This is a genomic window from Azospirillum sp., assembly GCF_035628975.1.
Lineage (GTDB): Bacteria > Pseudomonadota > Alphaproteobacteria > Azospirillales > Azospirillaceae > Azospirillum.
The window spans coordinates 16827-43496 of record NZ_DASPIS010000064.1 but is presented as its reverse complement, the minus strand read 5'-3'; the positions used below and the strand labels follow the sequence as shown (position 1 = coordinate 43496).

Genomic DNA, 26670 nt, shown 5'->3' with positions numbered 1-26670 from the left:
ATATTTCTGAAAATCCCACCCCCACGCGCATGCACGGGCCGGCGGGCGCATCGATATCCACACAGGGATATCCCTGCCGGACCGGATATGTCGCGGTGCCGCCGCTTGCCGGGGGAGGCGCGATGAACTATCAGCAGCGGGCATCGAGGTCTCGGAAGAGGGGGTTCGCCATGGCCGATCACGCCATTCTGGCCGGCAAGCGCGTGCTGCTGGTCATCGCCGGCGGCATTGCCGCCTACAAGAGCCTGGACCTGATCCGTCGCCTGCGCGAACGGGGCGTGACGGTGCGCGCGGTGCTGACCGAGGCCGGCGCCCGCTTCGTCACGCCGTTGTCGGTACAGGCGCTGACCGAGGACACCGTCTACCGGGACCTGTGGTCGCTGACCGACGAATCGGAGATGGGCCACATCCGCCTGTCGCGCGAGGCCGACCTGCTGGTGGTGGCGCCGGCCACCGCCAACCTGCTGGCACGCATGGCGGCCGGCATGGCCGACGATCTGGCCGCCACCGTCCTGCTGGCCACCGACAAGCCGGTGCTGGTCGCCCCCGCCATGAATGTGCGCATGTGGCAGCATGCCGCGACCCAGGCCAACATGGCGCTGCTGGAGAGCCGCGGCGTCCGGCGCGTCGGCCCGAACGAGGGCGTGATGGCCTGCAACGAATACGGCCCGGGCCGCATGGCCGAGCCGATGGAGATCATCGACGCCATCGCCACGATTTTCGCGGAGGACTCGCATCGCACTCTCGCCGGCCTCCCATTGACCGGCCGCCGCGCCATCGTGACCAGCGGCCCGACGCACGAGCCGATCGATCCGGTGCGCTACATCGCCAACCGCTCGTCGGGCAAGCAGGGGCACGCCATCGCCGCGGCCCTGGCGAAGCTGGGGGCGACGGTGACTCTGGTCAGCGGCCCGACCCGCCTGCCCGACCCCGCCGGCTGCAGCGTCGTCCATATCGAGACGGCGCGCGAGATGCTGGCGGCCTGCGAGGCGGCGCTGCCGGCCGACATCGCGGTCTGCGCCGCGGCGGTCGCCGACTGGCGCGTCGATGGCCCATCCGACCGCAAGCTGAAGAAGGACGGCGGCGGCCCGCCGGCGCTGGCCCTGGCCGAGAACCCCGACATCCTCGCCACCCTGTCCAGGCCCGGGGAGCGCCGCCCGGCGCTGGTGGTCGGCTTCGCGGCGGAGACCGGCGACGTGCTGGCCTACGCCACCGCCAAGCGCGCCCGCAAGGGCTGCGACTGGATCGTCGCCAACGACGTCTCCCCCGGCACCGGCACCTTCGGCGGCAGCGACAACACCGTCCACCTGATCCGCGCCGACGGCACCGAATCCTGGCCCACCATGCCCAAGGACGCCGTCGCCGCCCAGCTGGCAGAGGCGGTGGCGGGGTATTTCGCCGGGAAGTAGCGTCTACCCGGTGCCTCCACCCGACAGTCAAACTCAGGAAATCGCCATGTCCCCCACCGTCGCCTTCCTCCGCCTGCCCGGCAACGACGACCTGCCGCTGCCCTCCTACGCCACCGAGGGCGCCGCCGGCTTCGACCTGCGCGCCGCGGTGCGGGCGGATGAGCCCGCCGTGCTGGCTCCTGGCAAGCGGATGCTGGTGCAGACCGGCTTCGCTGTCGGACTGCCGGCGGGATGGGAGATGCAGATCCGGCCGCGTTCCGGTCTGGCGGTGAAGAACGGCGTGACGGTGCTGAACACGCCGGGCACCGTCGACTGCGACTATCGCGGGCCGGTCGGCGTCTGCCTGATCAATCTGGGGGAAGAGCCCTTCACCATCGCCCGCGGCGACCGCATCGCCCAGGCGGTGATCGCCCCGGCCCTCCAGGCGGCGCTGATCGAAGTCACGTCGCTGGACGAGACCGCGCGCGGCACCGGCGGCTTCGGGTCCACCGGCGTCGCCTGAGAACTCCATCCCCCTTCGTTTCTGTGGCATGATCGCCGCGCCGGAAGGGGTATGACGCAGCGGGCGAAGCACCCCCTCCGGCACTGGCGGCGGGCGAGGGGGTGGTCATGCGGAGTCCCCGGCGGAGCGTGGCGTTCCGCATCCTGGCAGGATTGACGGTCATCGGCGGGCTGGCCGCGGCGACCAGCGTCGTCGCCGTCTCGCTGTTTTCCCGCTTCCACCAGGGCTACGAGCAGATCGCCACGGCCAAGGTGCCGGGGCTGGTCGCCGCCGCACAGTTGGTGCAGCAGAGCGGCGCCGTGGCCGCCATCGCCCCCGCCCTGGTCGCCGCCCAGGACCAGACCGCGCGCGAGGCGGTGATGGCGCGGATGGGCGACCAGATCGTCCGGCTGGAACAGCTGATGGCCCGGCTGATCGCACACGGCGGGCAAGGGAGCGGCGGCCAAGGCAGCGGTTCCCAGGCGAATGGCAGCCAGGGAAATGGCGGCCAAGGAAACGGTGGTCAGGCCGATCTGGGCGAACTCGACCGCCGCAAGAACGAGCTGGTCGGCACGCTGCTGACCCTGAACGCCCAGGTCCGGCAGCAACTGGCCCTGACTGCGGAGACCAACGCCCGCGCCCAGGCACTGGCCGCCCTGACCGGCCGGCTCGGCGCCGCCGAGTCGCGGGAGGAGGAGGCGCCCTGGCCGATGGAGACGCGCTCCGGCCTTCCGGATGCCGAGGCGGCGGAGCGCAGCCGCGACGCGCTGGAACGCTGGCGCCGGGACCTGACCGCGGCGGCCACCACGCTGCTGGCCGCCCTCCGCGCCGACCGCGACGGCCAGCTGGACGGATTCCAGGCCGAGACCCGCATGGCGCTGGACAATGCCGCCGCGGCGCTGGCCCTGCTGCCGCCGGACCGCGCCGCCCGGCTGCAGCCGCTGCAGCGCGAGGTGGAGGAAGCGGCCTTCGGGCGATCTCCCCTGTTCACCCTGCGCGCGGCGGAGCTGTCGTTGCAGCGGGCGGTCAAGCGGTCGGCTGCACGCAATCAGGCGGTGTCGGACCAGCTGGTCGGCATCGTGTCCGACTATTTCCTGGCGGTGGAGCAGGACGTCGCCCGCCGCTCATCCGAATTCGAGCGGGTGATCCGCGACGGCGAGCGGGCGGTCATCGCCATGGCGCTGCTGTCCATCCTGGGCGCCGCCGCGATTTTCGCCTACATCCACCGCAACGTGGTGGCGCGGCTGCGCCGGCTGCGCAGCGCCATGCAGGCGGTGGAGACGGTCGAGCCGGCGGCGATGCCCGACCTCGACCTGCCCCCCGCCACCCCGTCCGGCAGCCGGGACGAGATCGGCGAGATGGCCCGCGCGCTGGCTTATTTCGTCACCACCATCCGCGCCCGCGAAAGCGCGCTGGCCGACGGCGAGCGGCGGCTGCGCACCATCCTGGAGCAGAGCCCGGTCGGCGTCTCCATCGGCCGCACCGACGGCACCGTCGCTTTCGCCAACGCCCGCGCCGCCGAACTGGCTGGCCGGCCGCTGGACGCGTTCGTCGGCAGCCGCCACGCGCTGGCCCTGCCGGGCGCCAGCATCAGCCGGGGCGGAGCGGGGCAGGGGCAGGAGGTGGAGGCGGAAGCCGGCGGCGTGGTGGTCCGCGACGCGGAGGTCGCGGTCGACCGGCCGGACGGCAGCCGGGTCTGGGCCCTGCAGACGCTCCAGCACACCAGCTTCGAGGGCGAGCCGGCGGTGCTGGCCTGGAGCTACGACATCACCGCGCGCAAGCAGGCGGAGGAGGCGCTGCGCGCCGCCAAGGAACAGGCGGAGATCGCCGCCCGGTCGAAGGCGGAGTTCCTCGCCACCATGAGCCACGAGATCCGCACCCCGATGAACGGCGTGCTCGGCATGCTGGAGCTGATGGCGCTGACCCCGCTGGACGAGGAGCAGCGCACGCTGGTCTCCACCATGCGGGAGAGCGGGGCCGCACTGCTGCGGATCATCGACGACATCTTGGACCTGTCGAAGATCGAGGCCGGGAAGCTGGACCTGGAGGAACTCGACCTGCGCCCGGCCGAACTGGTGGAGGGGGTGGCCGACCTTCTGGCGCCCCAGGCCCATCAGAAGGGGCTGGCCCTGATCTGCGACATCGACCGGTCGGTGCCGGCGCGGCTGCGCGGCGATTCGGGCCGGCTGCGCCAGATCCTGTTCAACCTGACCGGCAATGCCATCAAATTCACCGACCGCGGCCGCGTGGTGCTGCGCGTCCATGCCGCCGGGTCCACGCGTCAGGATCATGTCAGCCTGCATGTGGCGGTGGAGGACACCGGCATCGGCATCGGGCCGGAGGGGCAGGCCCGCCTGTTCCAGCCCTTCAGTCAGGCCGACAGTTCCACCACCCGGCGCTTCGGCGGCACCGGGCTGGGGCTGGCGATCTGCACCCGCTTGATCGAACGGATGGGCGGACGGATCGGTCTTGAGTCGGTCCCCGGCCGAGGGTCGACCTTCTGGTTCATGGTGGACCTGCCGCAGGGGGAGGATCCCGTCTTGCCCGCCCCGGCGCCGTTGGCCGGACTGGCCGTGCTGGTCGCCGACGAGGATGACGTGCAGCGCGACGTGCTGGCCCGCTACCTGGAGCAGGGTGGGGCGACGGTGACCGCCGCCGCCACGGTGGCCGATGCGGCGTCCCGACTGGGGCGCGGCGGGGTGGGGCTGCTGGTCACCAGCGGGGCGATGGCCGGACGGCTGGAACCGCTTGCCGGCGCCTGCGGACCCGGACTGCCGCGGCTGCTGCTGGACGACGGACGGGGGAACGGGCCCGCGGTCGCTTCGCCCCACGGCGGGCCGGGCGGGCTGGCGCAGCCGGTCCACCGCGCCGCCCTGATCCGCGCCGCCGCCCTCCTGACCGGCCGCGCCGCACCCGACGCGGACCGGGCCGGCGCCGTCGATACCGAAATGGAGCGGTCCGCCCCGCCGTCCGCAATCCCGGCCGGCACGGGAGAGCGGGACAGTCAGCCGGCCCACGGCCCGGTCCTGGTGGCGGAGGACCATCCGACCAACCAACAGGTCGTTCTGCGCCAGTTGCGCCGCCTGGGCTGCGCGGTGGATCTGGCGGCCGATGGAGAACAGGCGCTGGCGGCATGGCGCACCGGCCGCCACCGGCTGGTCATCACGGACTGCCACATGCCGGTGATGGACGGCTACGAGCTTGCCCGCCGCATTCGGGCGGAGGAGGACGGGACCGGCCGGCGCACCGCCATCGTCGCCATGACCGCCAATGCGCTGTCCGGCGAGATGGAGCGCTGTCTGGCCGCCGGCATGGACGATTACCTCGCCAAGCCGGTGACGCTCGCCCAGCTGTCGCAGGTGCTGGCCCGGCGGCTCGACGCCCTTCCCCGCCCGCCGGAGGCGAAGGTGCCGCCGGGACCGCAATCCTCCCGCCCGCCCGACGACTCGGCCCTGCCGGTGCTCGACCTCGACCACCTGCGCGAGACCTTCGGCGGAGGCCGGGAGGACGGCATCGATGGCGGCACGCTGGACATGATGGACTTCTTCATCGAAACGACGCGGCCCACCCTGGACCGGGTGCGGCAGGCGCTCGACGCCGGGGAAATGGAGGAGGCGCGGGCGGCCGCCCATTCCGCCGCCGGGGCGGCACGCACCGCAGGTGCGCGGGTGCTGGCCGCCGCCTGCACCGCGCTGGAGCGCGCCATCGTGAACGCGCAGTTGGAAGAGGTGGAGCGCCACGCCCACGCGATGGCTGCAGCCTTCCCGGAGGCCGAAAAAGCGATTCACGAGCTCCGTCACACGAAAGAGACGGTGCCCCAGCCGGAAGAGAGCATGGCGTGACCGGACGTGTTGGGGCGAAATCTACCTGGACGGGAAGGGCAACCCGAAAAGGCGCACGGTGGACGCGAGTTGCTTGTCGGTGGGGTATGGCTGAACTACTCTGGATATCTTGATTCATTTCGACTGATTCAGCCGGGCCGTCGACAAGCCCGGCGATCCGGGGGTGGAAAGCGTGGTCGGTTTCGCTGGCTTCTTTTGGAACAAGGAAACCCGGCGCGAGGCCGAACATGCAGCCGCAGACCGCGACCGCTGGCGGGCGATGCTCGCCGCCTCTCCCTATCCCTGGTGCGCCTGGACCGAATCGGGCGGGTGCGCCTTGTCGGACGAGGCGGCGGCCCTGCTGGGCATCTCCAAGGCCGACGCGCTGGCGGATGCGGTGTCGTCGCCCGACTTCGCTGCCGCCCTTGCCCGCCTGCGCCGCGACGGCGAGCCTTTCCGGTGCGAAGGGCTGGCGCCCGACGGCCGGCGGCTGGTGCTGACCGGCCGGCGCGGCTGTGCCGGCGACAGCTGCTGCGACGTGGTGTGGATCGAGGACGTTACCGTCGCCCGCGACGCCGCGCAGGTCGCCACCCGCCGTCACGAGAAGGAAACCGGGGACGCCCGCTCCCGCCTTGCCGAGCTGCAGGCGATGGCAGACGCCCTGCCGATCCCGGTGTGGATGCGCGACCGCTCCTTACGGCTGTCCTGGTGCAACCGCGCCTATGCCCGCGCCGTCGACAGCGATCCGGACAACGTGGTGACGGAAGGACGGGAACTGACCGCCACCGGCCCGGCCCTGGCCGAACGGGCGCGCAGCGGCGGCTTCGCCCAGTCCGACCGCGCACCCGTGGTGATCGGCACCGAACGCCGTTTGCTGGAGGTGACGGAAGCGCCGCTGCCGCTGACCGACGGCGGCGGCACGCTGGTGGTCGGCTATGCCCTGGACCTGACCCCGCTGGAGGAACTGCGCGGCGAACTGGACCGCCACCTGACCGCCCATGCGGAGGTGCTGGAACGGCTCGGCACCGCCATCGCCATCTTCGGCCCCGACACCCGCCTGACCTTCTTCAACCAGGCCTATGCCCGGCTGTGGGACCTGGACGAGGCATGGCTGCGCACCGAACCCACCAACGCCGAGTTGCTGGAGGAGCTGCGCGCCCGCCGCCGCCTGCCGGAATATGCCGACTACCAGACCTTCAAGCGCGAGCGCCTGACCCGCTACACCCATCTGGTGGAACCGCTGGAGGAGATGCTGCACCTGCCCGACGGCACCACGCTGCGCCATCTGGCCGCGCCGCATCCGCAGGGCGGGCTGATCACCATCCTGGAGGACGTGACCAACACGCTGGCGCTGGAATCCTCCTACAACACGCTGATGGCCGTGCAGCAGGAGACGCTGGACAATCTGGCGGAGGGCATCGCGGTGTTCGGCGGCGACGGCCGGCTGAAGCTGTCCAACCCGGCCTTTGCCCGCATCTGGGATCTGGCGGATGGCGACCTGCACGGCGAACCGCACATCGCCGACGTCTTCGAACGCATGCGCCCGCTGCTGGAGATTGCGCCGCCGGACAAGGCCGGCGAGGCCGCCGCATCCGGCTGGGAAGCCCTGAAGGAGGAACTGATCGGCGCCACGCTGGAACGCAGCGTCCGCTCCGGCCGGGTGGAGCGCAGCGACGGGTCGGTGGTGGAGTTCTCCACCCTGCCGCTGCCCGACGGGGCGGTGCTGAACAGCTATCTGGACGTCACCGACGGTGCCCGGCTGGAGACGGCGCTGCGCGCCTCCAACGCCGCGCTGGAGGCCGCCGACCAGCTGAAGAGCGAGTTCATCGCCAACGTCTCCCACCATCTGCGCACGCCGCTGAACGGCATCATCGGCTTCGCCGAGGTGCTGGCGAACCAGTATTTCGGCGAACTCAACGCCCGGCAGATGGAGTATGTGCGCAGCATGCTGACGGCCGGGGAACGGCTGCTGGAACTGATCGACGACGTGGTCGACCTGACCAGCCTGGGGGCCGGCGTGACCACGCTGGAACGCGAGGCGGTCAGCCTGCCCGACCTGCTCGACTCGGTGGCCAGCCTCACCCGCGAATGGGCGAGGCGCGAAGGGCTGCGCATGGAGGTCGTGGCGCCGGAGGCGCTGGGCGAGATCGAGGGCGACGGCAAGCGGCTGAAGCAGGCGCTGTTCACCCTGGTGGTCGGCGCCATCCGCAACCCGCCGGCCGACCGCCGCATCCGGCTGGCCGGCGAACGGCTGAACGGCAGCATCACCCTGTCGGTCAGCGGCGCCGCTCCGCCGGACGCCGATCCGCAGGGTGCGGCCGCACTCGGCGTCTCGCTGGCGCGCAACGTGATGGAGCTGCATGGCGGCCGGCTGGAGCTGGACGAATCCGGCGGCACCGGCGTCTACCGTAGCGCCCATGTCCGCTGCATCATGCCGGTGCGCGCGCCCGCCAACGGCGTCAAGGCCGGGTGACCGGGACCCAAGACGCATCCCCGGCGTTATCCTTGTCCATCCGATCCCGTGCAGTGCGGAGCCGCCGACGATGCCCAAGCCCCTGACCCTGTCCATCCCCCATTCGCTCGGCCGGGCGGAGGCCAAGCGCCGGCTGGTCGACGGCATGGGCGAGGCGCGGGCCCGTCTCAGCGCCGTGGCGGCCAGCGTCGACGACAGCTGGACCGACGACCGCCTGAACTTCCGCGTCGTGGCCCTGGCCCAGACCATCGCCGGCCACATCGACGTGCTGGACGACAGCGTCGAGATGGAGGTTCAGCTGCCCTGGGCGCTGGCCCTGCTGGCCGACAAGATCAAGAACAAGGTGTCCCGCCAGGGCACGCTGATGCTGGAGAAGAAGTAAGGATCGGGGGAGGTGCGGGCTCCGATTGCCCCCACCCCGACCCTCCCCCGCTTCGCAGGAGAGGGAGTAAGTGCTTGATCTGGAAGGCGGCGGCAGTCCCTCCCCTGCGAAGCGGGGGAGGTTAGGAGGGGGCAATCGAAGCCCGCACCCCAACCCCATCCTTACCTCTACTACCCCTCAGACGGCTCCTCCACCCTGCGGCGGGCGAGCGGGTGGTGGTCGTGCATGACCTTCTTCAGCCGCTCCGTCACCACATGGGTGTAGATCTGCGTCGTCGCGATGTCGGCATGGCCCAGCATCTTCTGGACTGACCGCAAATCGGCGCCATGATCCAGCAGATGGGTGGCGAAGGCATGGCGCAGGACGTGCGGGCTGACCTTCTCCGGGTCGATGCCGGAATCAATGGCCAGCTGTTTCAGCAGCTGGGCAAAGCGCTGGCGCGTCAGGTGCCCTTCGGCGGAGCTGCGTGACGGGAACAGGAAGGGGCTGTGCCCGGCCTCGGCACCGGCGGCCGGCGGAATGAAATGGCCGCGCAAGGGGATGTAGGCGGCCAGCGCCGCCAGTGCCGGGTCGGACAACGGCACCATCCGCTCCTTGCCCCCCTTGCCGCGCACCAGCAGGCCGCGGCCGTCGCGCATGATGGCGGTCATCGGCAGGCCGACCAGTTCCGACACGCGCAGGCCGGTGGCATAGAGCACCTCCAGCAAAGCCACCAGCCGCAACCCTTCCGGCTCGCCGCGCGCCTCGGCGGTGGACAGCATGGCGCCGACCTCCGCCTCCGTCAGGATCTTGGGCAGCGGGCGGCCCTGCTTGGGGCTGTCGAGCGGCGAGGCGGGATCGTCGACCCGCCGGCCTTCCGACAGCAGGAACCGGTAGAACTGCCGCATCGCCGACAGCCGCCGCGCCACCGTGCGCGGGGCGCCGTCCTTGCTCTGCACCGCCAGATAGGCCCGCAGATCCTCGGTGCCGGCCGCTTCCAGCGCCACGCTGCGCTGGGCGAGCCAGCGTCCCAGATCGGCGAGGTCGCGCTCATAAGCCAGCCGCGTGTTCACCGCCGCCCCGCGCTCCGCCGTCAGCATGTCGAGGAAGGCGTCCAGATGCGGGGAGGTGGCGAGCGGGCGCGGCTTGCACGGCCGGCCGCGACGCTTGGCGGGACTCTTGGTGGCGGTCATCGTCGTGGCAGGCTTTCGGTGCATGAGGTCATTGCGCCCCCCGTTCGTAAAGGGCGGAATCGGGAGCGGCGGGTCCGGCGATGGCCGCCATCGCTTCGCGGGCGAGGGCGCGGGCGTCCGGCTCCAGTCCGACAGCCTTCAGGTTGGCCGCCACCCGCGCGGTGACCACCGGCGGCAGGCCGGCCGGCCCGGCTTCTCCCAGCAGGAGCAGGGCGGCGACCACCGTCTCGCCGACCCGCCCGCCGGCGGCGGCATCGCCCAGCCGCTGCCACAGCGCCGGATCGACCCCGGCATCGCTGCCGCTGGGCGGTCCGGCGCCGTCGGTGGCCTGCATCCAGGCCTCGTCCGGTACCATCACGCCCGTCGCCTGCAGAAGGGCCAGCTGCCCGGCGATGCGGCTGCGGGCCTGCGTATCGGCACCGCGCAAAGCCTCCTCCAGCCAGGCGGTCAGCGCGCGCGGATCCTCGGCGCCGCGCCCTGTCGCCACGACCGCCAGCGGCCACAGCCAGGCGGTGTCGGCGCTCCGCCCGCTGCGCAGGGCCAGATCATGCCAGCGCCGCGCCTGATCGAGGCGCCCTTGCGCGTAATAGAGCCGTGCCGCCGCCGGGGCCAGGGTCGCGGCGTCCCCGCCGGGCGACACGGTGTCGAGCAGCCCGGCCGCGGCGCCGCCGACCGGCCCGGCGCGCAGGCGCGGGTCGACCAGCTCCACGGCCAGGGACGCCAGAGCGACGCGGCGCTGCCCGTCCATCGCCGCCGCCATCGCCTGATGGACCAGGGCGCGGGTGCGGGCGCCACGGTCGCGCCGGGCGATGTCCCTCACCCGCAGCAGCTCATCGCCTGACGGCGGCACCTGGACATAGAGGTCGAGCAGTTGGCGGGCGTCGAGGAACAGGGAGGCCGCCGCCCGTTCCCCGGCAGCGGTGCGGGTGGCGGGATCGGTGGACGGGTTGGTGGCGATGGCGGCCAGAGCCGGCGGATTGTCCAGCGGAAGCCGGTCGGGCGGAATCCCGATCCGCGCCGTCCGCATGGCGGCCAGCGTCAGCGCCGGCCCGTCGGGATCGCCCTGCAGGATCAGCGAGCGGGCAGGGGGCGGCGCGGCGCCGGCCAGGGCGTCGGCCACCATCAGGAACGGGTCGGACCGCCGGCCGCCGCCGCTGCGCAGGCTCGCCAGCGCCTCGTCCGTGCCGGCGCGGTTGCCGACACGGGCGTGGCAGAACAGCGCCAGCCTGGTCCAGTAGGCGGAGGCGAAGCTCTTGCCGCGGGCAAGCGCGCGGGTGCAGTCCAGGCCGCCGCGCACCAGTTCCGCATCGGTCAGCGCCTTCGCCGCCGCCTCGTCCGCCGCCAGCGCCGCGGGCAGCAGCGCCGCGAGATCGGCCGCTCCGGCGGGATCGCCGATCCGCGCCAGCTTCTCGATGCGGAGCGCGCCGAAGCGGCGGGGCGGCGGCACCTCCCCTTCGGCCACGGCCGGCGACCCGGCGCTCAGCAGCAGCCGGCGTTCCAGCGCCTTGACGGCGGGGGAGGGGGTGTCGACCGGAAGGGCGGCGATCAGCGGCAGAAGCTCCACCCGGCCGATGCCGCGCCAGGGGTCGGCACCCAGCCCCTGCAGCCCGCTCAGCGTGCCCGCCCCGTCCGGATCGGGCGCACCCAGCGCCTCGCGCGCGACCGGCGCCGGCCGCGCCACCACGGGGGACACGGGCGGCGGCGGGACGACCGCGGGCGGGTAGGCCGGAACGACGGCGGGCGCAGCCGCAGGTGTTGCGGCAGGGGGCGGAGAGGGAGACTGGGAGGAAGCAGGCGCCTGCATCCCGGCGTCAGGCGTCAGCCGGATCGGCGGACCGACGACCTGCGCCGCGGCGGACGCCATCCAGCCGCTTGCCGTCCAGCCGGCCGCCAGCAATCCGGCCAGCAGCAGGGTGGCCGAAAACGGGGAGCCCGAATGCGGAACGGCCCCGGCCGATGGTCGGGGTTCAGCGCGGGAAGCGCTCATCCGGCAGAACCTTCTCCACCGTCTTCGATGGAGCCGGCAGGTCCCACGAGGCGAGGAAAACCATGCCACCGGCGATCACCAGCAACAGCAGGACGATGAGGATCGAGAGAAACCGGCTCATGGCACCAAGGACGCGTTGTGTCGGAAAACAGCGGATCGGAGCGGAGCTACCATGCCCGGCAGTCGCAGGGCTTGGGACAAGCAATGGCTTTTCTGCTAAAGCATCCGCACCCCGGCCGCGGCGGACCCGGCGACCGGGAGCACCGCCGACGGAGACACCGTTCGGCGGCGGCGCAGTGTAGCCACAGGTTGGACCGCCGCGCAACCCGCCCACCTGGCTTTTCAGGCCGGCTTTCCGGACGGGCTTTCCGGGCCAGCTTTCCGGGAGGGCGCCTGGGAGCGCGCTTGTGCCGGCCAGCTTTCGGCGGGTATGAGTGTTGTCTGTTTCAGCGGTATGACGGCTGTCCCGCTGGATCGGGCGGACAGCGGAGTTGCGGGTACGGGTGGCGGATCAGATGGATGTGACGGGATTGCACAAGGCGATGACGGCCCTGCTTCCGGAGACGGGGGGCGGAGCGGCGGAGGACAAGGCACCGCTGCTGCCGCGCACCGTGGTGCTGGTCGGGCTGATGGGCGCCGGCAAGAGCGCCATCGGGCGCAGGCTGGCGACACGGCTCCACCTGCCCTTCCGCGACGCCGACACCGAGATCGAGGCCGCAGCCGGCTGCACCATCGCCGAGATCTTCGCCCGCGACGGCGAACCGGTCTTCCGCTCCGTCGAGCGCCGCATCATCACCCGCCTGCTGAAGGACGAGCCGGTGCACATCCTGGCGACCGGCGGCGGCGCCTTCATGGACCCGGACACACGCGCCGCCATCCGGCAGTACGGCCTTTCGGTCTGGCTGCGCGCCGAACTGGACGTCCTGGTCGCCCGCACCGCGCGGCGCACCCACCGCCCCATCCTGAACCAGGGCGACCCGCGCGCCATCCTGGGCCGGCTGATGGAACAGCGCTATCCCGTCTATGCCGAGGCCGACCTGACCGTGGTCAGCGACGAACGCCCGCCCGACGTGACGGTCGAACTGGTGATCGACGCGCTGGAGGCCCATTTCGGCGTCCAGCTCCCCCACCGCCAGCCGCGCGGCGGCCGGACCGCCAAGGCCGACGCCCCCAAGGCCGATGCCCCCTGACGCCGGTCCAAACCCTTTCCTGAAACTCCAGCTTCGCGGACTGCCCCGATGACCTCCGTCTCCGCCACCACCCCGGCCGCACTCGACACCGTCCGCCTGGAGCTGGGCGCCCGCAGCTACGATATCCTGGTCGGCGACGGCGTGCTGGCCGATGCGGGCGAGCGCATCGCCGCCGTCACCCGCGGCCGGGCGCCCATCGTGGTGACCGACGCCAACGTGGCGCCGCTGCATCTGGACACGCTGAACGCCGCGATGCTGGCGCCCGGGATCGCGCCGCAGCCGGCCATCGTCCTGCCGGCCGGCGAGAAGACCAAGGACTTCGGCCATTTCCAGCAGCTGATGGACGACATCCTGGGCCGCGGGATCGAGCGGTCGACCGTCCTGCTGGCGCTGGGCGGCGGGGTGATCGGCGACATCACCGGCTTCGCCGCCGCGTCGGCCCTGCGCGGCATCGACTTCATCCAGGTGCCGACGACGCTGCTGTCCCAGGTCGACAGCTCGGTCGGCGGCAAGACCGGCATCAACAGCCGCCACGGCAAGAACCTGATCGGCGCCTTCCATCAGCCGCGGCTGGTCATCGCCGACACCGCCACGCTCGACACCCTGCCGCGGCGCGAGGTGCTGGCCGGCTATGCCGAGGTTGTGAAGTACGGCCTGATCCGCCAGCCCGACTTCTTCGCCTGGCTGGAGCGGAACGGCCGGCGGGTCGTCGACGGCGACAGCGACGCCCGGCGCCATGCCGTGACGGTCAGCTGCCGCGCCAAGGCCGACATCGTCGGCGTGGACGAGCGCGAGAGCGGCGACCGGGCATTGCTGAACCTGGGTCACACCTTCGGCCATGCGCTGGAGGCGGCGACCGGCTTCGGCCAGACCCTGCTGCATGGCGAGGCGGTTGCGATCGGCATGGTGCTCGCCTTCGACCTGTCGGTCCGGCTGGGGCTGTGCCCGGCGGAGGATGCGCGCCGCGCCCGCGCCCATCTGGCCGAAGTCGGGCTGCCGGTGCGCCCGGCCGACATCCCCGGCGTCGCCTGGGACGTGGACGGGCTGGTGCGGTCGATGGCCAAGGACAAGAAGGTGCAGGACGGACGCATCACCTTCATCCTGGCCGACCGCATCGGCAACGCCTTCACCCGCCGCGACGTCGATGCCGCCGCCGTCCGCTCCGTTCTGGAAGAGGCGGTGACCCCGGCCTGATCCCGGCGCCTCTTATTGGTGAATTTACGGATAGTCAGTCTTCCGCACAATAGCGGCGCTCGCCGTTGCCCGCCCATACTCCCGGCCAAGGCCGCGGCCGTCCCGTCGCGGCGGACAAGGGAGGATGGGCGATGAAGGCGATTCTTGGCATGTCGGCATTGGGTGCGGTGATGCTGGCGGCGACCGCGCCGGCCATGGCGCTGGAAGTGCGCGAGCAGGCGACGATCAAGGCGCCGATCGAGCAGGTGTGGAAACAGATCGCGCCCTTCTGCGCCATCGCCGACTGGCATCCGGCCGTGGAGGGCTGCACCCTGCGCAAGACCGGCGGCACGCAGGAGCGCGACCTCGCCCTGAAGGGCGGCGGCGCCATCCAGGAACGGCTGATGGCCGTCTCCGCCGCCAAGCACCGCCTGCGCTATACGCTGCTGAGCGGACCGCTGCCGGTGAAGAACTACAGTTCCACCATCCGGCTCAGCGCGGTGGACGCCCGCACCACCCGCATCACCTGGTCCTCCAGCTTCGAGGCCAGCGGCGCCCCCGATGCGGAGGCGCGCAAGACCATCGCCGGAATCTACACCAGTGGCTTCGAAGGCCTGCGCAAGCGGTTTGATTCCGCGCAGTAAAACCGGCGGAAGCGAAAACCAATCCGGAAACATGTATAGTTTTTAACAATCAGTTCTATTGACTATCAGAGCATCAAGCTGACAGGATCGGCATTACCGCGTTGCGAAATCGCGGTCGAGTGCATCGTTCGTCCACAAAACCTGCAATCACGAGGGAGATGGGACACATGCCGACACGCCGACTGATGCCGGACGTCATCAAGAACCAGGAGCTGTCCTGCCTGCCGTCGGGCGCCACCGTCCGCGATGCCGCCACCCTGATGGCAGCGAAGCGCATCGCTGCGGTGCTGGTCACCGAAGGGCGGACGCTGAAAGGCATCGTCACCGAACGCGACATGACCGTACGCGTGGTGGCCGCCGGCCTCGACCCCGACACCACGCCGCTGTCGGCCGTGATGACCGAGGATCCCGACACGCTGGAACCCTCGGCCACGGCACTCTCCGCGCTCGACCTGATGGAACAGCGCCGTTACCGCCACCTGCCCATCGCAGTCGATGGCGAGGTGGTCGGCATGGTGTCGATCCGCGACCTGTTCGCCGTCGTCCGCGCCCAACTGGAGGACGAGCTGCGCAGCCGCGAAGCCTACATGTTCGGCTCCGGCTATTCGGCGGAGGCCAGGCTCGGCTGAACGCAACGGTGACCGCAAGACTGACCTATAGGTAACGCTGCGTTGCGGCGGGGTCGGGTTGACCGGGCGCCCGGCCCCGCCGATAGTCGAGGGTGAGCCATCCTACCTGCTGAACTGGAAAGCCCGATGTCCGCGCCCTCGCTGTCCGCCCCCGCCGCGCGCGAGCCGATCCACACCCGCCGCGTCACCTGCCAGGGCTTCCGGCGCGCCGACGGGCTGTGGGACATCGAAGGGCACCTCACCGACGTCAAGAGCTATGGGTTCCATACCGAGGAGCGCGGGCATCTGGACCCGGGAACGCCGATTCACCAGATGTGGATGCGCCTGACCGTCGACGACAAGCTGACCGTCCAGGCGGTGGAGGCGGTCACCCAGGACAGCCCCTACAATGCCTGCGGCAGCATCACGCCGCAGTTCCAGAAGTTGGTCGGCCTGCGCATCGGTCCGGGCTGGACCCGTGCGGTCAAGGACCAGCTGGGCGGGCCGAAGGGCTGCACCCATCTGGTGGAGTTGCTGGGGCCGCTGGCGACCACCGCCTTCCAGACCGTTTACCCGATCCTGGCCCGCGAGGCGGCCGAACGGGCGAAGGCGGCCGGCAAGCCGACCCACGACGACGGCAAACGGCCGGTCCTGCTGAACATGTGCCACATCTTCGACAGCAACGGCGAAGTGGTGCGCAAGCATTGGCCCGCCCACTATACCGGGGATCAAAGCGAAGACTCGGCCCGCGAGGAAGCGGCGGAATAGGCATCGCCGCCACCGCAAACAATTGAGGGGCAGGCGGGCTGCCGCCGGTGGACCGGCCGCCGCGCCCCCTTATGCCTCCAGGTGGGTGGCCGGCAACGCGGATTGGCCGCCGGGGGTGGGAAAGTTGCCGCCCGCCGCGACCGCGGACTGGCCGCCGTCGGCGTCATCGACAACCGGCAGCTCGAAGGGCGTGCCAATGAACGGATCGCTGCCGCCGTGGCCGGCGCGCACGTGACCATCCTCCGTGCAAGCCCGCCGGTAGTAGGATGCGATGAAGACACGCACCGCGGAGGTCAGGGTGACGTCCGCCTCCTCCGGATTGATGCCGCGGCGGCGAGCTTGCTCCTCGATCCGTTCCTTGATCTGCGTGCAGAGACGATTGACGGTCAGTCCTTCCCGACGGCCGATATCCTCCAGAGCATCCCACATCGACGGTTCCAGCCGCATGCTCGTGCGATGACCGCCGATCATGATGTTCTGGCTTCTCAACGGTTCCACCCCCGCCTGTGGGGGGTTCACCCGCTTTTTCTTCGGCCCACGCTTCGCCATCCGCAGCCCCTTCCACGAAGCCGCCGGCGGACATGCGAAGTTTGTGTCCACCACGGCGCGATAAATGGTTGCATATATCGCACTTTACTAAACGCAGCGGGAATTGCAACCACGCACGCGCCTTCCATTCTTACAACATTTCCTAAAATCGACTCGTAGTTGCATTCATATGTATGCTATTTCAGCCCCTCAACCACGCGTTACTTGCGAGGCGGGAAACGTGTGTTGACGCGGAGGGAGGGGGGGCGACCCGGCGGTCAGGCTCCGGCTTCGCCGGGCGCGTGGGTGGTCAGGCCCAGCGCGTGCACCCGCTCGCGCAGTTCGTCGGCCAGCAGGGCATAGACCATGCGCTGGCGCTCCACCCGCGACTTGCCGGCGAAGGCGGCGGAGACGACGGTTACGTGGAAATGGGTCTCGCCCGCGGCGTCCGCACCGGCATGGCCGGCGTGCCGGGCGGAGTCGTCGACCACCTCCAGACGATCAGGCGCCAGTCCGGCGGTCAGCTTTTCGCGGATGCGGGTGGCGTATTCCATGGCGGGGTCCCGGTTTCTCTCGCATGAGCGGTGGAAGGGCGGCGACCGGAGGAGCGGCTCCCCCCGGCGATCCGCACCGGAAAGGAGAGGGCGCGATTCATCGTCTGTCAAGCGCCGCGACCCGCGCGTTGCGGATGACGGAAGCCCGATTCGGCATGCTTGCCAGAGGCATCGGCTCTTCCCATACTTGCCCGATGACCAGGAACCGCGCCCGCTCCAGTTACGACAGCTACGCCGCCCCGCGTGCGGCCACCCGTGTGTGCGACCACCCCGAGTGCGTCGCCGCGGGCGAATACCGTGCGCCGAAAAGCCGCAGCAGTCTCAACGAGTACTGGTGGTTCTGCCTGGACCATGTCCGGGAGTACAACCGCGCCTGGGACTATTACGCCGGCATGTCCACCGACCAGATCGAGGCGGAGGTGCGGCGCGACACCACCTGGCAGCGGCCGAGCTGGCCGCTCGGCAAATGGGCCACGCAGGAACGCTTCATCCGCGAGCGCGTGGTCAACGGCTTCAGCTTCGAATTCGGCCAGGACGCCGGCAAGACGAAGAACGAGGAAAAGGCGCACCGGCGGAGCCACGCCCGGACCGAAGAGGAAAAGGCGCTTGCCGTCCTGGAACTGACCCCGCCCGTGGACTTCACGCGCATCAAGGCACGCTATCGGGAGCTTGCGAAAAAGCACCATCCCGATGCCAACGGCGGCGACAAGGCTGCGGAAGAACGCCTGAAAGAAATCAATCAGGCCTACAATACGCTGAAAGCCTGTTATGCTGCCTGAACCTCCGTTGGCGGGCCGGGTCATCCCCGCGGCCGCTGGACAACCGACACTCGCTGGAACGTAAGAAACCACCCATGGCTTCCCAAGGAGCGACCCAGGCCAGCTCGGCCCTGTTCGACCACAAGCCCGACACTACCGTCTCGGTGCGCGAGGTCTTCGGAATCGACAGCGACATGCAGGTGCCGGCCTTCAGCCAGCGCTCGGAGCATGTGCCCGACCTCGACAGCGCCTACCGGTTCGACCGGGACACGACGCTGGCCATCCTCGCCGGCTTCGCCTACAACCGCCGCGTCATGGTCCAGGGCTATCACGGCACCGGCAAGTCGACCCACATCGAACAGGTGGCGTCGCGGCTGAACTGGCCCTGCATCCGCGTCAACCTGGACAGCCACATCAGCCGCATCGACCTGATGGGCAAGGACGCCATCGTCCTGCGCGACGGCGTGCAGGTCACCGAATATCGCGAGGGCATCCTGCCCTGGGCCCTGCAGCATGCCTGCGCCCTGGTGTTCGACGAATACGACGCCGGCCGTCCCGACGTGATGTTCGTGATCCAGCGCGTGCTGGAGGTGGAAGGCAAGCTGACGCTGCTCGACCAGAACCGCGTCATCCGCCCGCACCCGGCCTTCCGCCTGTTCGCCACCGCGAACACCGTCGGCCTGGGCGACACCACCGGCCTGTACCATGGCACGCAGCAGATCAACCAGGGCCAGATGGACCGCTGGAACATCGTGGCGACCCTGAACTACCTGCCGGTCGACGCCGAGATGAAGATCGTCCAGGCCAAGGTCGCGTCCTACGACGACGCCAAGGGCCGCGACACGGTGGCGTCGATGGTGCGTCTGGCCGACCTGACCCGCGCCGGCTTCATCAACGGCGACATCTCCACCGTCATGAGCCCGCGCACGGTCATCACCTGGGCCGAGAACGCGCGCATCTTCAACGACGTCGCCTTCGCCTTCCGCATCACCTTCCTCAACAAGTGCGACGAGGTGGAGCGGCCGACGGTGGCCGAATACTACCAGCGCTGCTTCGGCGTCGAGCTGCCGGAGACGGGAGTCCAGGCGAACCTCGTGTGAGGGGTCTGCCGGTAGACCGGGCGGAGGAGAGCGATGGGATACGCATGGATGGAACCGGACGGGAAACTCACGCTTCCGCAAAGCGTGCGTGACCGGCTTCGGCTCGGTTCTGGCCTATCCTTGCGCGTCGAGGTGAGCACCGACGACCATGGCCTCGCCCTTTCACCGGCTGATCCGCCTCTCGAACCCTACATGTGGGAAGCTCTTGAGGATATCGGCCGTCGGGAAGGCCTAACCGTCAACGGCATCTGCACGCAGATCAAGGAACGGATCGAGGAGCAGGCGCGCCGCAAGGGCATCAACCCGGAGGAGGTGGACGTCACCCTGACCTCCGCGGTGCGCGTCTTCATCGCATCCTATTACCGCCGAGCCTGCGAGGGAGGGGCGGGAACCGTCGCCGATCCGTTTGCCGGCACGCCGCTCGCCTTGCCCGAGGTTGCGGCAACCGCGACCTCTCCCGGCCCTGAATACCGGATCGAGGATCTGTTTGGCATCGTTGGCCGATCCAAGCGGGCGGTGTCGATTGAGGAGATGGACAAGGCCATCCAGGATGCCGCCGCCGAGAGATTCCGGCAGACATGATCGGACTGGACACGAACACGTTGGTCCGCCTGATTGTCGACGATGACCAGGAACAGGCCGCCCGCGCCCGCAGCGCCGTCAGCCGCGTGGTGGCGGACGGCAAGCGGCTGTTCGTGAACAGGATCGTCCTGGCGGAGGTCGTCTGGGTGATGGAGCGGGCCTACAAGCTCCCACGGGCGGAGATCTGCTCGGTTCTCGACCGCCTTCTGAACACCGTGGACCTGATCGTCGAAGACCGTGAGGTGGCGCTTGAAGCCCTGGAACGTTACCGTGCGGGCCCGGCCGGTTTCGCCGACGGGCTGATCGCCGTGGGCAATCGGGTTTCCGGCTGCGCCTGCACACTCACGTTCGACCGGAAGGCCGTGCGCCTGCCAGAATTCCAACATCCGGCTTGATGATATGACCACCCAGAACGACTCCCCCGTCGAGGCCTTCAAGCGGTCCACCACCGCCACGGTGCGCGCCATGTCCCGGCGGGCGGAGGTGCAGGTGGGCTTTTCGTCCGATCCGCCGGGGCTGTCGGGACAGCGGGTGCGGGTGCCGCTGCCGGCGCGCGACCTGAACCCGGTCGAGGTCGCCAAGCTGCGCGGGGCGGCCGATGCCGTGGCGCTGCGGCTGCGCTATCACGACGCCACGGTGCACGCCCACCGCATGCCGCTGGGCGATGCCGCGCGTCAGGCCTACGATGCACTGGAGCAGGCGCGCTGCGAGGCGCTGGGCAGCCGCGACATGGCCGGCGTCGCCCACAATCTCGAAGCGGCGCTGGACGACCGCTACACCCGCCAGGGTCTCGACCGCGTCGAGGATCGCGGGCAGGTGCCGCTGGCCGAGGCGCTGCGGCTGATGGCGCGCGAGGCGATGACCGGAGCGCCGCCGCCGCCCGCCGCCGCCCATGCGGTCGATCTCTGGCGCCCCTGGATCGAGGAGCGGCTGGGCCGCGACATGAAGGGGCTGGCGAGTTATGCCGGCGACCAGGAAGCCTACGCCAAGGCCGTGCGCCGGCTGCTCGCCGACCTCGACATGGAAGTCGGTCAGGAAGCCGACCAGGAAGAGGAGGAGGACCAGCAGACCCAGTCCTCCGAGGATGAGAATTCGCCCGAAAGCGGCCAGACCCGCGGCCAGGACGAGGACCAGTCCGAGTCCGAATCGATGGCCTCGTCCGAGATGCAGGACTCCTCGGAGGCCGGCGACAGCGCCGAGGAAGGCGCCGGCGAGGAAGGCGACATGGAGATGGGCGAGGGCGAGGGGGCGGAGGAGCCCGCCGGCCCCGGCCAGCCCTGGCGCAACGACCACAACCGCCGCAACGAGCCCGACCCCAACGCCTACAAGGCCTTCACCACCCAGTATGACGAGGTGGTCGACGCCGCCGACCTCTGCGATCCGGCGGAGCTGGAGCGGCTGCGCCATCTGCTGGACCAGCAGCTGCAGCATCTGCAGGGCGTGATCTCCAAGCTGGCGAACCGGCTGCAGCGCCGGCTGATGGCCAAGCAGCAGCGCTCGTGGAACTTCGACCTGGAGGAGGGCATCCTCGACGCCGCCCGGCTGGCCCGCGTCGTCGCCAACCCGGTGCTGCCGCTCTCCTTCAAGGCGGAGAAGGAGATGGACTTCCGCGACACGGTGGTGTCGCTGCTGATCGACAATTCCGGCTCGATGCGCGGGCGGCCGATCTCCATCGCCGCGATGAGCGCCGACATCCTCGCCCGCACGCTGGAGCGCTGCGCGGTGAAGGTGGAGGTGCTGGGCTTCACCACCCGCGCCTGGAAAGGCGGGCAGGCGCGCGAGGCCTGGGTCGCCGCCGGCAAGCCGCCGCATCCCGGCCGCCTGAACGACCTGCGCCATATCGTCTACAAGGCCGCAGACATGCCGTGGCGCCGCGCCCGCAAGAATCTGGGCCTGATGCTGCGCGAAGGCATCCTGAAGGAGAACATCGACGGCGAGGCGCTGCAGTGGGCGCACAACCGCCTGCTGGGCCGGCCGGAGCAGCGCCGCATCCTGATGGTGATCTCCGACGGTGCGCCGGTGGACGACTCCACCCTGTCGGTGAATGCCGGCAACTATCTGGAACGCCATCTGCGCCAAACCATCGAGCAGATCGAGACCCGCTCGCCGGTGGAACTGGTGGCGATCGGCATCGGCCACGACGTGACCCGCTACTACCGCCGCGCCGTCACCATCGTCGATGCGGAGCAGCTGGGCGGCACGATGATGAACAAGCTGGCCGAACTGTTCGACGAGGACGACCGCCGCGGCGGCCGGCGCGGCTGGCGTTGACGTAAGGATGGAGGGGAGGGCGTTTCCGGAGTTATCAATTACTTAGCTGGAAACACCAGCCCTGTTCAGGGCGTATCCTTACCTGCGAATGCCGGCTTGCTGCCCTCTTTGTCCTCAGGGGACAACGAGGGCGCCGCTGGTACGCCTGCCGCCGCCTTCGCGGCGTCCTTCCTTTCATCCTCCGGCACAAGGCGCCAGAGTTCGGTCATGCCGGTGCGGCCACGCAGGGAGCGGCCACCCTGGCGAACCAGCGGAACGGCGTCCTTGCCCTTGGCGGCGGTGACGCCGCTGGTCAGCACGATCACCTCGGCATCGCCCTGGAGGCCGCCCGACAGTTCCTCGATGCGGGCCGCGACGTTCACCGTGTCGCCGACGATGGTGTAGTTGATCCGGCTGTCGGAACCGATGTTGCCCACCACCACCGGGCCGCTGTGCAGGCCGACCCGGACATGGATCGGCGCCTGCCCGGCGGCGACGCGGCGGCGGTTGTCGGCGCGGATCGCGTGGTGGATGGCCAGCGAGGCGCGCAGCGCGCGGACGGCATGGTCCTCCTGCGCCTCCGGCGCGCCCCAGAAGGCCATCAGGGAATCGCCGATGAACTTGTCCACCGTGCCGCCTTCCGCCTCGATGCAGGCGGCGAGCAGGGTGAAATGCTCGTTCAGCAGGGCGGCGGTGTCGGCGGCGGCCATATGCTCGGCCATGCGCGAGAAGCCGCGGATGTCGGTGAACATCACCGTCACCTCGCGCTGCACGGAATCGAGCCCGCCCTCCGTCTCGCGCTGGCGCATCAGGCGCAGGACCAGCGCCTTCGGCACATAGGTCTCGAACCAACGCAACCCGGCGATCATGGCGTTGAAGGCGGCGGCGGCGCGCGCCATCTCGCGCAGGCGGGAATCCGGCAGATCGGGGATGGCGCGGAATTCGAAGGCGCGGACACGGTCGGCGGCCTCCGCCAGCCGCGCCACCTGCCGGCTGATCCGCCGCCCCACCAGCAGCGCCACCCCGACCGACACCAGCAGGATGGCGAGCCCCACGGCGCCGGTGATGTAGAGCCGGCGGATCTCGACGCCCATCTCGCCGTCGCGATAGCCGATGCCGATGATCCAGTCCTGTTGGCCGTATCCCGCCATGCTGCGGGTCAGGAACATGTAGTCGCTGCCCAGCACGCGCACGCCGCGCGCCTCCACCCGCTTCTTCAGCGACTGGACCGGGACGCCGCTGGTCCACAGCGCCGCCAGCGCCGGGTCATCCACCTGATCGATCCGCGGCAGCGGCGGTCCGTCGAGCTTGCCGGAAAAATCGAAGCTGCGGCCAACCAGCGCCGGATGGGCCAGCACATGGCCGTGGTCGTACAGCACGAAGGCGTTCAGCCCCTGCTCCACATACAGCACCGACAGGAAGCGCGACAGGTCGCCCAGCGAGACGCCGACCGCGACCTGCCCCAGATAGCGGCCGTCGCGCCGCACCGGCTGGTACAGGGTGAGGAAGCTGTTCTGCGCCTCCTTCAGCCAGCGCGGATCGGCCCAAGTGGCGGCACTGCGGTTGGGGCCGTCGAGGATTTCCGGCGGAATGTCGCTCTCGCCCTGCATGTCGAAGGGCTCGGCCACCAGCCCGCCGTTCAACCGACCGACGCGCACCCCGGTCAGGTCCGGCCGGATGAAGGCCAGTCCCGTCACGTCCGGCGCGCCGGCTAGCGCACCGCGCAGCGTGTCGGTCATCGCCGTGCCGTCGTTCGCCTGCAGGTCGCCGCGTTCGACCAGCCCGGCGACGAAGCGTGCCATCTCCCGCGCGGGGTCGAGCTGGTGGCGCACCCGCACCTCCACCCCCGCCAGCGCCAGATCGGCCTTGTCGTTCAGCAGGGCGAAGGTGTTGGTGCTGGCGCTGACCAGCCCCAGGACCAGCACGCTGGCGACTGCCGCCAGCATCAGCGACCCGAACCCGGCGACCAGCACCGCGGCGATCGGCAGCCGCAGCCGTCGCCGTCCGGCCGGTTCCGGGGCCAGCTTCGCCCGCGCCCTGCTGCCCGCCTGCCCGGCCGGCTTCACAGCCGGCGCCGGAGCGGGCAGAGGCAACTGTACGCGTGCTGAGGGGCTGTCGGGCATGCGCCGCAGCCTACCCGCCCGTACGTTCCGGAGCAACCCGCCGGGCTGTATCCTTACGCGGATTTCATGCGGCCAAGCTGATGTTTGCGGGCACCCTTGTCCGCTTCTATTCGCCCTTACTCGCCGACGATCACCTTCACCCGCTGTCCCGGCTGCAACGGCGTGCCGGGGGGCAGGTCGTTGATGATCCGGAACAATTCCTCGGCATAGGGCTCCTGCGGCATGCGGCGGACGAAGCCGGCAACGCTGTCGCCGGGCTGCACCGTCGCCACCTGGACGCGGCGCGGACGGTAGCGGGCGGCCTCCTGCGCGGTCAACTGATGGAAGCTGTTGGCCGTCGCCTGGAAATCGGCATCGAAACGAGTCAGCGATCCTGAGGGCGCCAGGAAGGTGAAGCGGTACATCCGCCCGTCCGGCATGCGGATCGCAACCAGCCGGATGTCCGCGCTCTCGCCCTCCGCCTCGCCGCGGGTGGTGGCGGTGGCGGCCGGCATGCCGCCGATGGTGATGCGCTGGAGGTTGGACAGGTTGGCCCCTTTTCCCCACACCCCGGTCAGGAAGGACGCCGGATCGGAGACGCCGGCCGCCGATCCGCCGTCGAAGGCCATGGCGGCGCCGTTCTGTCCCTTGGCGATCACCTGTTCCGCGCCGTTCAGCAGGGAATAGCCCTTCGGCACGGTGAAGGCGATGCCGAGCTGCGGGTGGGCGAAGTTGCGGTCGCGGACATAGCCGTTCTCCGGGCTGTCGCCATAGATCATGCCGTCGACCGCCGCCAGGTAAGGATCGCGCGGACGGGCGCCGCCCTGCGGGATGGCGCGGGCAAGCTCGGCGGCGCGGCGAACGCGCTCCTCGGTCGCCGGGTGGCTGGCGAAGAAGTCGAAGCCGCCCTCGCCCTTGTTGCCGGCGCGCAGGCCGCCATACTGGCTGTCGCGGCGCAGGGTCTCCAGGAAAGTCGCCATGGCGAACGGATCGTAGCCGGCGAGCCGCAGCGTCTCGACGCCGAGCTGGTCGGCCTCCAGCTCCTGCTCGCGCGAATAGCTGGCGACCACGGCGGTGCCGCCCAGCCCGGCCAGCTGTGCCAGCGTGTCGTTGCCGAACACCAGCCCGACCCCGGCGGCGAGGATGCCGGCGATGGTCTGCCGGGTCTGGCGCTGCGCCGAATGGCGGGCGGTGACGTGGCCGATCTCGTGCGCCAGTACGCCGGCCACCTCCGCCTCGTCCTTCGCCAGCGCCAGCAGGCCGCGGGTGACGTAGACATAGCCGCCGGGCACGGCGAAGGCGTTGACCACGTCGCTGTCCAGAACGGTGAAGGTCCAGGGTTCGCGAGCCCGCGCCGTGGTGGAGGCCAGCTTGCGGCCCAACTGCTCGACATAACCCTGCAGCCGCGCGTCCTTCACCGCCCCGCCGAACTGGGCCAGAATCTTGGGATGCTCCTGCGCGCCCAGCGCCGACTCGTCGCCACCGGACAGGACATTGTCCAGCAGCCCGGCCGTTGCCGGGGCGGGAGCAATCAGGGCGGGCGCCGTCACGGCCAGACAGAGGGCTGCCAGCAGGGCACGGAACGGCTTGCGGATGGGGTCGTGGATCGGCATACCGGTCAAAACCCCGCCCGGCGGCGGTTGTTCCGCAAAGACGGCGATCTCCATGCGACTTGTCCTGCTCCCGCTTGTGGGCCTGCCGGTTCTGCTGCTGACTTGGCTGTTGCTGGCCGGTTCCGCGTCGGCGGAGCCGTTGCGCGTCACCGCCGTGCTGGACGGGGACACGCTGGAACTGGAGGACGGCCGCCGCGTCCGGCTGGCGGGGATCGAAGCCGCCAAGCCGCCGCGCCACGCCAACCCGACCGACGGCCGCGTCTGGCCGCTGGCGGAGGCGGCGACCAGGGCGCTGTCCGAGCTGGCGCTCGGCCGCCGCGTCGCCCTGCATGGCCCGGCGCCGGTCGACCGCCATGGCCGGCTGCTCGCCCATCTGGTGCGGGAGGACGGCTTGTGGCTGCAATCGGCCCTGGTCGTCCGCGGGCTGGCCCGCGTCCACACCCGGCCCGACGCCCGCGCCTATGCCGCCGAACTGCTGGCCGGCGAGGATGCCGCGCGCACTGCCGGGCGGGGCCTGTGGCGCAGCCGGGTCTATGCGGTGCGCGACGCCGCCGATCCCGACGACCTCGCCCGCGACCGCGACGGCTTCCAACTGGTGGAAGGGGTGGTGCTGGCCATCTCCAAGAGCGGCGGCGAGGCCTGGCTGGATTTCGGCACCGACTGGCGGAGCGACGTCACCGTCCACATCGGCCGCGCCGCGATGCGCGAGGTCACCCGCGCCGGCATCGACCCGCTGTCCTTCGAAGGGCGGCGTGTGCGCGTGCGCGGCTGGATCACCCTGCGCAACGGCCCGATGATCGAGATCACCCACCCCGAGCAGATCGAGAAGCTGGAGCGGGAGGTGGTGAGCGCCCCTCCGGTGTCGCCGACGCCGGAGGGGGAGGAGGATGATTGGGAGGAGGAGTGAGGTGCTGTTGCCCCCTCCCTAACCCTCCCCCTCTTCGAGGGAGAGGGGACTGCCGCTGCTCCGCAAACTACTCCCTCTACCGCGATCGGACCGGCCTTTGGCCGGCCGAGGGCGGGGGAGGGAAGGGGCCCGTGCGCCAGCATGGGAAGGGAGGGGGCAGGGCGCCCC

23 protein-coding genes are annotated in these 26670 nt (G+C 70.5%); 16 read left to right on the top strand and 7 right to left on the bottom strand.

Going from position 1 to position 26670, the window contains the following annotated elements; translation table 11 throughout:
• Window positions 1-170: 170 nt before the first annotated feature.
• The 5 genes from coaBC to VD964_RS14710 all read left to right on the top strand — a co-directional run bounded on the left by coaBC (window position 171) and on the right by VD964_RS14710 (window position 8566).
• Window positions 171-1409 carry a bifunctional phosphopantothenoylcysteine decarboxylase/phosphopantothenate--cysteine ligase CoaBC gene (coaBC, locus tag VD964_RS14730; protein WP_324869313.1) on the top strand — a complete coding sequence of 413 codons (1239 nt, stop codon included), beginning with the start codon at window positions 171-173 and terminating at the stop codon, window positions 1407-1409.
• 46 nt (window positions 1410-1455) lie between these two features.
• Window positions 1456-1911 (top strand): dUTP diphosphatase, encoded by a 456-nt coding sequence (gene dut, locus VD964_RS14725; protein ID WP_324869312.1) that lies wholly within the window; start codon window positions 1456-1458, stop codon window positions 1909-1911.
• A 128-nt stretch (window positions 1912-2039) separates the two neighbouring features.
• Window positions 2040-5732: a hybrid sensor histidine kinase/response regulator gene (locus tag VD964_RS14720; protein ID WP_324869311.1), complete on the top strand. Its 3693-nt coding sequence runs from the start codon at window positions 2040-2042 to the stop codon at window positions 5730-5732.
• Between the two features lie 172 nt (window positions 5733-5904).
• Entirely contained in the window at window positions 5905-8184 is a 2280-nt protein-coding gene (locus tag VD964_RS14715) for a PAS-domain containing protein (protein ID WP_324869310.1), read from the top strand.
• A 70-nt stretch (window positions 8185-8254) separates the two neighbouring features.
• Window positions 8255-8566: a polyhydroxyalkanoic acid system family protein gene (locus VD964_RS14710; protein ID WP_310111048.1), complete on the top strand. Its 312-nt coding sequence runs from the start codon at window positions 8255-8257 to the stop codon at window positions 8564-8566.
• Window positions 8567-8736: 170 nt separating this feature from the next.
• Here VD964_RS14710 and VD964_RS14705 read toward each other — a convergent pair whose 3' ends face one another.
• From VD964_RS14705 to VD964_RS14695, 3 genes are read right to left on the bottom strand one after another with little or no spacing between them, the layout of a single operon-like run.
• The gene (locus VD964_RS14705; protein ID WP_324869309.1) at window positions 8737-9738 is read right to left on the bottom strand and encodes a site-specific tyrosine recombinase XerD; all 1002 of its coding nucleotides are present in this window, start codon (window positions 9736-9738) and stop codon (window positions 8737-8739) included.
• 28 nt (window positions 9739-9766) lie between these two features.
• A complete protein-coding gene (locus tag VD964_RS14700; RefSeq protein ID WP_324869308.1) occupies window positions 9767-11725 on the bottom strand; it encodes a hypothetical protein in 1959 nt (652 codons plus the stop codon).
• Window positions 11706-11846 carry a hypothetical protein gene (locus VD964_RS14695; RefSeq protein WP_167331734.1) on the bottom strand — a complete coding sequence of 47 codons (141 nt, stop codon included), beginning with the start codon at window positions 11844-11846 and terminating at the stop codon, window positions 11706-11708. Before VD964_RS14695 ends, VD964_RS14700 begins: the two co-directional genes overlap by 20 nt.
• A 421-nt stretch (window positions 11847-12267) precedes the next feature.
• Here VD964_RS14695 and VD964_RS14690 point away from each other — a divergent pair, with 421 nt between their 5' ends.
• From VD964_RS14690 to VD964_RS14670, 5 genes are all read left to right on the top strand, one after another.
• Window positions 12268-12915 (top strand): shikimate kinase, encoded by a 648-nt coding sequence (locus VD964_RS14690; protein WP_324869307.1) that lies wholly within the window; start codon window positions 12268-12270, stop codon window positions 12913-12915.
• A 48-nt stretch (window positions 12916-12963) separates the two neighbouring features.
• Entirely contained in the window at window positions 12964-14109 is a 1146-nt protein-coding gene (gene aroB / locus VD964_RS14685; protein ID WP_324869306.1) for a 3-dehydroquinate synthase, read from the top strand.
• Between the two features lie 131 nt (window positions 14110-14240).
• Window positions 14241-14732 (top strand): SRPBCC family protein, encoded by a 492-nt coding sequence (locus tag VD964_RS14680; RefSeq protein ID WP_324869305.1) that lies wholly within the window; start codon window positions 14241-14243, stop codon window positions 14730-14732.
• Window positions 14733-14899: 167 nt separating this feature from the next.
• Window positions 14900-15361 (top strand): CBS domain-containing protein, encoded by a 462-nt coding sequence (locus VD964_RS14675; protein WP_324869304.1) that lies wholly within the window; start codon window positions 14900-14902, stop codon window positions 15359-15361.
• 126 nt (window positions 15362-15487) lie between these two features.
• A complete protein-coding gene (locus tag VD964_RS14670; protein WP_324869303.1) occupies window positions 15488-16108 on the top strand; it encodes a DUF2889 domain-containing protein in 621 nt (206 codons plus the stop codon).
• A gap of 69 nt (window positions 16109-16177) precedes the next feature.
• Here the strand turns inward: VD964_RS14670 and VD964_RS14665 are convergent, their stop codons facing one another.
• A complete protein-coding gene (locus VD964_RS14665) occupies window positions 16178-16657 on the bottom strand; it encodes a ribbon-helix-helix domain-containing protein (RefSeq protein ID WP_324869302.1) in 480 nt (159 codons plus the stop codon).
• Between the two features lie 257 nt (window positions 16658-16914).
• Window positions 16915-17190: a BolA family protein gene (locus VD964_RS14660; protein ID WP_085087049.1), complete on the bottom strand. Its 276-nt coding sequence runs from the start codon at window positions 17188-17190 to the stop codon at window positions 16915-16917.
• Between the two features lie 23 nt (window positions 17191-17213).
• Here VD964_RS14660 and VD964_RS14655 point away from each other — a divergent pair, with 23 nt between their 5' ends.
• From VD964_RS14655 to cobT, 5 genes are all read left to right on the top strand, one after another.
• The gene (locus VD964_RS14655) at window positions 17214-17969 is read left to right on the top strand and encodes a J domain-containing protein (RefSeq protein WP_324869301.1); all 756 of its coding nucleotides are present in this window, start codon (window positions 17214-17216) and stop codon (window positions 17967-17969) included.
• A gap of 74 nt (window positions 17970-18043) precedes the next feature.
• Window positions 18044-19048 carry a cobaltochelatase subunit CobS gene (gene cobS / locus VD964_RS14650; protein WP_310111015.1) on the top strand — a complete coding sequence of 335 codons (1005 nt, stop codon included), beginning with the start codon at window positions 18044-18046 and terminating at the stop codon, window positions 19046-19048.
• Window positions 19049-19096: 48 nt separating this feature from the next.
• Window positions 19097-19630, top strand: coding sequence for a ribbon-helix-helix domain-containing protein (locus tag VD964_RS14645; RefSeq protein ID WP_324869300.1), 534 nt, complete (start codon window positions 19097-19099; stop codon window positions 19628-19630).
• The gene (locus tag VD964_RS14640; RefSeq protein ID WP_324869299.1) at window positions 19627-20025 is read left to right on the top strand and encodes a type II toxin-antitoxin system VapC family toxin; all 399 of its coding nucleotides are present in this window, start codon (window positions 19627-19629) and stop codon (window positions 20023-20025) included. Before VD964_RS14645 ends, VD964_RS14640 begins: the two co-directional genes overlap by 4 nt.
• A 4-nt stretch (window positions 20026-20029) precedes the next feature.
• The gene (gene cobT / locus VD964_RS14635; RefSeq protein WP_324869298.1) at window positions 20030-21901 is read left to right on the top strand and encodes a cobaltochelatase subunit CobT; all 1872 of its coding nucleotides are present in this window, start codon (window positions 20030-20032) and stop codon (window positions 21899-21901) included.
• 65 nt (window positions 21902-21966) lie between these two features.
• On the opposite strand, the gene VD964_RS14630 is transcribed toward cobT, so the two are convergent.
• Both VD964_RS14630 and VD964_RS14625 read right to left on the bottom strand, forming a co-directional pair.
• Window positions 21967-24003 (bottom strand): adenylate/guanylate cyclase domain-containing protein, encoded by a 2037-nt coding sequence (locus VD964_RS14630; RefSeq protein ID WP_324869297.1) that lies wholly within the window; start codon window positions 24001-24003, stop codon window positions 21967-21969.
• 116 nt (window positions 24004-24119) lie between these two features.
• Window positions 24120-25649, bottom strand: a complete 1530-nt coding sequence (locus VD964_RS14625) for a M48 family metalloprotease (RefSeq protein WP_324869296.1) — start codon at window positions 25647-25649, stop codon at window positions 24120-24122.
• Between VD964_RS14625 and VD964_RS14620 the strand changes: the two genes are divergently transcribed.
• Window positions 25648-26502: a thermonuclease family protein gene (locus VD964_RS14620; RefSeq protein WP_324869295.1), complete on the top strand. Its 855-nt coding sequence runs from the start codon at window positions 25648-25650 to the stop codon at window positions 26500-26502. The two genes, VD964_RS14625 and VD964_RS14620, sit on opposite strands and share 2 nt — an antisense overlap.
• Window positions 26503-26670 lie beyond the last annotated feature (168 nt).